This window comes from Vibrio sp. 1562 (assembly GCF_033340155.1).
Lineage (GTDB): Bacteria > Pseudomonadota > Gammaproteobacteria > Enterobacterales > Vibrionaceae > Vibrio > Vibrio alginolyticus.
In genome coordinates this window covers 1-866 of the sequence record NZ_JAWOVY010000187.1, presented here as the reverse complement: position 1 = coordinate 866, position 866 = coordinate 1, and the positions used below count along the sequence as shown (strand labels likewise).

The following is an 866-nucleotide window of genomic DNA, read 5'->3' as shown; positions in this document are numbered from 1 at the left end:
TGTCGTCGTAGACCCATAATGAGCAACCAGAAGCGTTGCATCACAAACTCCCGCGATGACTTGCGGTGGAATGTTACTCTTGTTCACACTGAGCAACGGAGAGGTGTCGATGACAATTCGATCATACTGAGATAACCATGTCTCGATGTTTTTCCTCAGTGCGGTTGGATCTCGATACGCCAGTTTGGTGCTTGCCAGCGACGGGGCAGGCAATCCCACCAGCGTTTGGTGCGCATCTTCGCGCGTAATTAAATGACCGACATTTGCGTCATCATCAAACTCGTGCACCGTGTGATACGCGGGTTTGAATAAGTTCAAGTCCACATATAATGTACTGTAACCTGCCAAGATAAGGAGCTCGGCAAGAGAAGAGGCGACGGACGTAACGCTTTCTTCAGATTTACAGCCCACCACGCAAATCGATCTGTGCCCCTTTTGTTCACTTTGCAGATAGATTTGCTCTATTTCGGCATGAGTCGCAGGAATGGTCATTACAGCGCTCCTATTAACACGATGGTGGTCGTGATTTGAAGAATGTCTCTCAAACCAGCGCGCGCTTTTTCTGCAAAGCTTTCATCCTTATGAGGAATGTAAATCGTATCCCCAGCTCTAATGACAGGCAGATCGTAAATGTTGGCGGTTTTGCTGAAGTTTACGAGGTCGAATGTTCTCGCTTGGCCTTGGCAGCACGACATATTGACGATGCTAATTTTCTCAAGATAAGCGCTGTTTGTTGGGCCGCCAGCTTCTGCCAATAAGTCTAAAACCGTCATGTTGTCGTTGAACACGTAGCGTCCCGGATCTCGTACTTCACCCAGTACGCGCACGGTGGATTCTTTAGAACGGTCGAGCCAGTTTTTGTTTTT

The 866-nt window shown here is 48.2% G+C and carries 2 protein-coding genes; both read right to left on the bottom strand.

Translation table 11 applies throughout. The features are described 5' to 3' along the window. Nucleotides 1-492: chromosome partitioning protein ParA (locus R7Z49_RS24055; RefSeq protein ID WP_318112239.1), on the bottom strand; the 492-nt coding region annotated here is incomplete at its 3' end. Continuing rightward, nucleotides 492-866: polysaccharide biosynthesis/export family protein (locus tag R7Z49_RS24050; protein ID WP_318112238.1), on the bottom strand; the 375-nt coding region annotated here is incomplete at its 5' end. The genes R7Z49_RS24055 and R7Z49_RS24050, both read right to left, overlap by 1 nt.